6 protein-coding genes are annotated in these 6872 nt (G+C 70.9%); all 6 read right to left on the reverse strand.

Translation table 11 applies throughout. From position 1 onward, the window contains the following. Window positions 1-318: 318 nt before the first annotated feature. Window positions 319-1287 (reverse strand): N-acetylglucosamine kinase, encoded by a 969-nt coding sequence (locus tag VN520_RS06170; protein WP_325745822.1) that lies wholly within the window; start codon window positions 1285-1287, stop codon window positions 319-321. After that, window positions 1278-2543: a 6-phospho-beta-glucosidase gene (locus tag VN520_RS06175; RefSeq protein ID WP_325745823.1), complete on the reverse strand. Its 1266-nt coding sequence runs from the start codon at window positions 2541-2543 to the stop codon at window positions 1278-1280. The genes VN520_RS06170 and VN520_RS06175 overlap by 10 nt, the downstream gene beginning before the upstream one ends. Window positions 2544-2548: 5 nt before the next feature. Then, window positions 2549-3451, reverse strand: a complete 903-nt coding sequence (locus VN520_RS06180; protein WP_325745824.1) for a carbohydrate ABC transporter permease — start codon at window positions 3449-3451, stop codon at window positions 2549-2551. 1 nt (window position 3452) lies between these two features. Beyond that, the gene (locus tag VN520_RS06185; protein WP_325745825.1) at window positions 3453-4451 is read right to left on the reverse strand and encodes a sugar ABC transporter permease; all 999 of its coding nucleotides are present in this window, start codon (window positions 4449-4451) and stop codon (window positions 3453-3455) included. Window positions 4452-4462: 11 nt separating this feature from the next. After that, a complete protein-coding gene (locus VN520_RS06190) occupies window positions 4463-5803 on the reverse strand; it encodes an ABC transporter substrate-binding protein (protein ID WP_325745826.1) in 1341 nt (446 codons plus the stop codon). Between the two features lie 115 nt (window positions 5804-5918). Then, window positions 5919-6872: ROK family protein (locus VN520_RS06195; protein ID WP_325745827.1), on the reverse strand; the 954-nt coding region annotated here is incomplete at its 5' end.

Consider the following 6872-nt stretch of genomic DNA (forward strand, 5'->3'; position numbering starts at 1 on the left):
CGCTCGGCGGGTATGCCACTCGACCTCCCCCTCGGTCACCGACGACGGCCGGATCCCCCCCGGCCGACCGGGGGATGTCTGATCCTGGCCAGAAGTATGGACCCAGGGACCGCCATTCACCAGGAATGCCCGGATCCCGCGCCGGTCCCCGGACCCGGCCGGCGCCGACGGTCAAGGCGATCGGCCGGACGGGCCGCGAGGCCCCCGGTGCGGACCGTCTCCCCCACCATGAATACGTCAGAAACGTCCGATCGGTTCCCTCACGCGAGGGGCGTCCCCCGGCGGGAACCGCCGGGGGACGCCCACAGCCGCAGGTCCTCAGGCGTACTGTGCCCGCAGCCTGTCGTGCGCCTCAGGGGCGGCGCCCGTGCGGTCCAGGCCCAGCAGTGCGGCGCCCAGCACCGGCGGAGCCGTCACGACCCGGACGACCGCCTTCGGGGCGCGCACGGCGAGGAGACCGGCGATCCGGTCGTCCAGGGCCGGGTGACGGGCCGCCAGCACACTGCCGCCCAGCACCACCGGCACCTCCTCCTCCAGCAGGCCGAGCCGGGCCAGCGAGACCGAGGCCATCGTCACGACCTCGTCCCCGAGCCGGTTCACCAGATCACGCGCGACGCGGTCACCGGCCGCGCCGGTGGAGAACAGCACCGGCGTCAGCTCGTGCCGGCGCGCGTACGGGAGGTGCCCCAGGTGCAGTGCCTCGATCAGCGCGTACATCGAGTCGAGGCCGAAGTGCCCCGGCAGGGTCCGCGCCAGCTCGGTCGGCTCACCGCGGCCGTCCTCGGCCCGCGCCGCGAACCACATCGCCTCCTCCGCGAGCCCCGAACCGCCGCCCCAGTCACCGGACATCCGGCCGATCGCCGGGAAGCGGGCGGTCGCTCCGTCCGGCCGCATCCCGACGCAGTTGATGCCCGCCCCGCACACCACGGCCACCCCCCGGGGCTCGTCGGCCCCCGCGCGCAGTATCGCGAAGGTGTCGTTGCGCACCTCCACGGTGCGGCCCCACGCGCGGCCGAGCAGGGCCTCGGTCAACTCCCGTTCCTCGACCGGGAGATCCGCGTTGGCGAGACAGGCCGAGACATGCGCGACGCCGGTCGCCCCGGCCTGCGCGAGTGCGGGCAGGACCGCCTCGGCCAGCCCGTCCATGGCCGCCTCGACCCCGACGGCCGGCGGCTGGAAGCCGCCACCGCGCGCGGTGCCCAGCACCGTGCCGTCGGCACCGATCACGGCCACGTCGGTCTTGCTGTTGCCCGCGTCGATCGCGAGCACATGTGCGGTCAGGCCCACGCCAGGTGCTCCCGGTTGTGCGCGATCAGCTTGTCGGTGAGCGCCTCGGCGTACTCGAACTGGCCGACCAGGGGATGCGCCATCAGCGCCTTGAACACCCGCTCACGGCCGCCGCGCAACGCGGCCTCCAGGGCCAGGTCCTCGTACGCCGTGACGTGCCCGATCAGCCCGGCGTACAGCGGGTCCAGCGCGGGCACGGCGAGCGGAGCCGCGCCCGAGCCGTCGACCCGGGCCTGGACCTCGATCACCGCGTCGTCCGGCAGGAAGGGCAGCGTCCCCTTGTTGTACGTGTTGACCACCTGCACCGCGGAGCCGCTCCCGCCGAGCAGTGCGGACGCCAGGTCCACGGCCGCCTCCGAGTAGAAGGCGCCGCCCCGCCTGCCCAGCAGCGCGGGCTTCTCGTCCAGCGCCGGATCGCCGTACATCTCCAGGAGTTCCTTCTCCATCGCGGCGACCTCGGCCGCCCGGGAGGGCTTCGTACCGAGCTCCCGGACGACCTCGTCGTGCGCGTAGAAGTACCGCAGGTAGTACGAGGGGACCACGCCGAGCCGGTCGACGATCTGCCGGGGCATGCGCAGGTCGCCGGCGATCGCGTCCCCGTGCTGCGCGAGCAGCTCCGGCAGGACGTCCTTTCCGTCCGGGCCGCCCAGCCGCACCCCGAGTTCCCACGTCAGATGGTTGAGCCCGACATGGTCGAGGTGCACCTCGGCGGGCGTCACATCGAGGAGCGCGGCGAACTTGCGCTGGAAGCCGATCGCCACGTTGCACAGGCCGACGGCCTTGTGCCCGGCCTGGAGCAGCGCCCGGGTGACGATCCCGACCGGGTTGGTGAAGTCGATGATCCACGCGTCGGGACTGGCACGGCGCACCCGCTCGGCGATGTCGAGGACGACCGGGACGGTGCGCAGCGCCTTCGCCAGACCGCCCGCGCCGGTCGTCTCCTGGCCGACGCAGCCGCATTCGAGCGGCCAGGTCTCGTCCTGGTTGCGGGCGGCCTGCCCGCCGACGCGGAGCTGGAGCAGCACCGCGTCGGCGTCCGCGACCCCGGCGTCCAGGTCGGACGTGGTGACGATCCTTCCCGGATGGCCCTGTCTGGCGAAGATCCGCCGCGCCAGGCCGCCGACCAGCTCCAGCCGGTCGGCCGCCGGGTCGACGAGCACCAGTTCCTCGACCGGCAGGGTGTCCCGCAGCCGCGCGAAACCGTCGATCAGTTCGGGGGTGTAGGTGGACCCGCCGCCCACTACTGCGAGTTTCATGCTTCTCAGCCCTTTACTCCGGTGAGGGTGACGCCTTCTACGAAGGCCTTCTGTGCGAAGAAGAACACGAGGACGACCGGCGCCATGACGAGCAGCGTCGCGGCCATGGTCAGGTTCCAGTTGACCGAGTGGGCGCTCTTGAAGGACTCCAGGCCGTAGCTCAGTGTCCAGGCGCCGGGATTCTGCGCGGCGTAGATCTGCGGGCCGAAGTAGTCGTTCCAGCAGTAGAAGAACTGGAAGAGCGCCACGGCGGCGATGCCCGGCTTGGCCATCGGCACGACGATCCTGAGCAGCGTGCGCAGCTCCCCGCAGCCGTCGACCTTCGCCGACTCGATGTACTCCTGCGGAATGGTGAGCAGGAACTGCCGCAGCAGGAAGATCGAGTAGGCGTCGCCGAACGCCATGGGGATGATCAGCGGCCACAGCGAGCCCGAGAGGTGGAACTGCTGCGCCCACACCAGGTACATCGGGATGACGATGACCTGCGGCGGCAGCATCATCGTGGAGACGACGAGGATCATCGCGGTGCGCCGGCCCCGGAAGCGGAACTTGGCCAGGGCGTAGGCGACCGGCACCGACGAGCACACCGTGAACACGGTGCCCAGCAGCGCGTACATCAGCGAGTTGCGCCACCAGTCGAGGAACCCGGGGGTGCGGAACACGGTCGCGTAGTTCGACCAGTTCCAGGAATCCGGCCACAGGTCACCGCTCATCGCCTGCCCGTCGCTCATCACCGAGGTGAGGAGGACGAAGACGAACGGCAGGACGAAGAACAGGGCGAGCGCGACGGCCACGGAGTGCACCGCGATCCAGTGGAGGACGCGCTTACGGCGGTGCCTTGTCGTGTCCCGGCCGCTCGGGCGGTCCGGCACGGCGGCTTCCGGCCTGGTCAGGGTGGTGGTGGTCATCTCAGTCCTCCGCCGGGACGAGGCCGACGCTCTTGCGCATCAGCAGAAGGGTGACGGCCATGGCAATGGCGAAGAGCACGAGGGAGAGCACGCACGCGGCACCGGTGTTGAAGTTCTGGAAGCCCATCGAATAGACGAGCTGCGGCACGGTCAGGGTGGAGTGCTCCGGATAGCCGGGCTGGATCACCGTGCCGGGGCCGATGGAGACGCCCGAGGCGAGCTTTCCCGCCACGAGGGCCTGCGTGTAGTACTGCATCGTCTGCACGACGCCGGTGACGACGGCGAACAGCACGATCGGGGTGATGGCGGGCCAGGTGACGAAGCGGAACTTCGTCCAGGCACCCGCGCCGTCCAGCTCGGCGGCCTCGTACTGCTCCTTCGGCACGTCCAGCAGCGAGGCCATGAAGATGACCATCAGGTCGCCGATGCCCCACAGGGAGAGCAGCACCAGAGAGGGCTTCGACCAGTCCGGGTCGTTGAACCAGTTCGGGCCGTGCAGGCCGATCCACGAGAGCACCTCGTTGACCGGTCCGGTGGCCGGGTTGAGGAGGAAGACGAAGGCGACGGTGGCCGCGACCGGCGGGGCCAGGTACGGGATGTAGAAGGCCGTGCGGAACAGTCCGACGCCCGTTTTGATCTTCGTGATCAGCAGGCCGACACCGAGGCCGAACACCACGCGCAGGGCGACCATCACGACGACCAGCCACAGCGTGTTCCCCAGCGCGGGCCCGAAGAGAGGCATCTGCTCCAGCACGTACCTCCAGTTCCGCAGCCCGACGAACGTGGGCTCCTTGATCTGGTTGTAGTGCATGAACGAGAAGTAGACGGTCGCGATCAGCGGGTATCCGAAGAAGACCGAGAAGCCGACCAGCCAGGGTGAGAGGAATCCCAGCGTGCGCAGCCGCTCGCGGTTCCGTTTGCGCCGCAGAGGGGAGGTGCGGGGGGCCGGCCCGGCCGCCCGCCCGGCGGATTCCGCCGGGGTGGAGAGGGAAAGCGCCATGACTCGGCTCCTCAGTTTTCCGACTGGAGGTTGTCGGCGTCGATCTGTTCGTCGAGTTCCTTCAGGGCCCGGTGGAGGTCCTTGGTCCTGCCCGCTTCGACGGAGTGCGCGAAGTCCTTGAACGAGGTGAGGTACTGGCCGCCGTTGTCCGAAGGAGGAACGGCCTGGCTGTACGGGTTCCGCGCGATCCCGATGAAGGTCCGGAAGGCCGGATCGGCGTCCAGGTCCGGTGACTTGAGCGCCTCGAAGGTGGACGGCACGTTGTGGATCGCGTTGGCGAAGCCGACGACCGCCCCGGTGTCGGTCGTCAGGTACTTCACCAGCTCCCACGCCGCGTTCTGATGCATGCTGCTGTGCGCGATGCCCGCCACGGTGCCCGTCAGGTACCCGCGTCCGTACGTCTCCGCCTGGTCGTCCGGGACCGGCAGCGGGGCGACCCCCCAGTCGAACTCCGCCTCGGCCTCGTCGAGCATCAGCCCGCGCCACTCACCGTCCAGATGCATGGCGAGCCTGCCGGTCAGGAAGCCGTTCTGGGACGACATCTCGTCACCGAAGCCGGCGCGGAGCCTCTCCAGGGCGTCGTGCCCGCCCTGCGCGTCGGCGAGGCCGCGCATGGTGGCGAAGAACTCCTCGGTCCTGGGCTCGTCGGCGAGCTTCGCCCTGCCCTCGCCGTCGAAGTACGCGGGCCCCCACTGCGCGAACATCCGGTCGGGGGAGTTCTGGTAGAGCTGGAAGTTGGGCATGAAGCCCGCGCGCTCCAGGGAGCCGTCCTTCTTCTTCCGCGTCAGTTTTGCGGCGGCGGCCTTCATCTCGGACATGGTGCGCGGAGGCCGGCCGATCCCGGCGGCCTCGAAGGCGTCCTTGTTGTAGTACATGCCGAACGCGTCGGCGAGCAGCGGCATCGCGCACTGGACCCCCTCGTACCGGGTGTAGTCCAGCAGGGTCTTCGGGAAGACCTTCGTCTTGTCGATCCCGCTCTTCCTCAGGAAGGGGTCGAGATCCGCCCACATGCCCGAGGAGCAGTACTGGCCGACGTTGTTGGTGGTGAACGAGGTGACGACGTCGGGCGCGTCGCCGCCCCCGGCGCGCAGTGCCTGGTTGATCGTCTCGTCGCTCACATTGCCGGTGGGGACGACGTCGATGTTGGGGTGGAGCTTCTCGAAGCGGGCGATGTTCTCGTCGATCGCCTCGACCTCGCCGGGCGCCGACCAGCCGTGCCAGAACTTCAGCGTGACCGGCTTCGTGGGGTCGTCGGTGCTGCTGCCGGTGCTCGGATTGGCGCAGCCGGACAGCAGCAGCGCGGCTGCGCCGAGCGCCAGGGGCACGCGGGTACGAATGCGCCACAGCGGCATGGCGGATCTCCTTCGCGACGGGGGAGGGGAGCAGGGGAGCGGGGCGGGGACCGCCGGGCACGGTGGTGCCGTACGCACCGCCGGGTACGGGCGGCACGGTGGGGCGCCGGGTGGTTCAGGCGGTGTCGAAGACGCTGTCGCGCGCCTGGGTGAGGGCCGTGCGCAGGGCGCCGGTCAGGATCGGGTCGCCCTCGATGTCGCTGACGCGCAGCAGCGGCCGGGGCAGTGCCAGACCGGTCAGCTCGGTCTCGACCTGCTTGCGGAGTTCCTCCCCGCCGGCCTGGGCCACGAGACCGGAGAGGACGACCAGCTCGGGGTCGACCACGGCGACGACGGAGGAGATGCCGACGGCCAGCCTGCGGGCGACCTCGGCGCGCACGCGCGCGTCGGCGAGCGCGTCGGCCAGTGGTCTGCCTCCGGCCAGGCCGCGTACGGCGGGGACGGAGACCTGGCTCTGGAAGCCGCCGTCCGCGCCGGGGCCCGCCCGGCCGGCCGCACCGCCCCGGGCGAGCGGGGCGCCGGGGAGCGGCATGTAGCCGATCTCCCCCGCGCCGCCGGTGGCGCCGCGCAGGAGGGTGCCGCCCAGCACGATCGCGGCGCCCACGCCCTCGTCGAGCCAGACGAGCACGAAGTGGTCGTGGTCCTGCGCCGCGCCCTCGTACTGCTCGGCGACGGCGGCGAGGTTCACGTCGTTCTCGATGACGACCGGCCTGCCGACCACCTCGGCGAGGTCCGCCAGCAGTGTGCGGGAGTGCCAGCCGGGCAGATGCGGCGCGTAACGCAGCTGCCCGGTGTGCGGATCGATGGCGCCCGGGGTGCCCACCACCACGCCGTCGAGGTCGTCATGGCCGAGACCGGTCGGACGCAGGGCACCGTCCACGGCCTCGGCGACGAGCTGGGCGGTGCGGTGGCGCACGTCCTCGGCGACCGCCTCGGCCTCCACGCGGCAGGAGCCGACCACCGTGCCGGTGATGTCGGCCACCACGGCGTCTATGCCGGTGGGGCCGACGGAGAGCGCCGCGACATGGGCGGCGGCCGGGTCGATCTCGTAGAGCACGGCGTTGGGGCC

Source organism: Streptomyces sp., from assembly GCF_035563135.1.
GTDB lineage: Bacteria > Actinomycetota > Actinomycetes > Streptomycetales > Streptomycetaceae > Streptomyces.

Excerpts from the sequence above, each read along its gene's own strand:
- VN520_RS06175 (WP_325745823.1), bottom strand. The coding sequence starts at position 2,543 with ATGAAACTCGCAGTAGTGGGCGGCGGGTCCACCTACACCCCCGAACTG.
- VN520_RS06190 (WP_325745826.1), bottom strand. The coding sequence starts at position 5,803 with ATGCCGCTGTGGCGCATTCGTACCCGCGTGCCCCTGGCGCTCGGCGCA.
- VN520_RS06180 (WP_325745824.1), bottom strand. The coding sequence starts at position 3,451 with ATGACCACCACCACCCTGACCAGGCCGGAAGCCGCCGTGCCGGACCGC.
- VN520_RS06185 (WP_325745825.1), bottom strand. The coding sequence starts at position 4,451 with ATGGCGCTTTCCCTCTCCACCCCGGCGGAATCCGCCGGGCGGGCGGCC.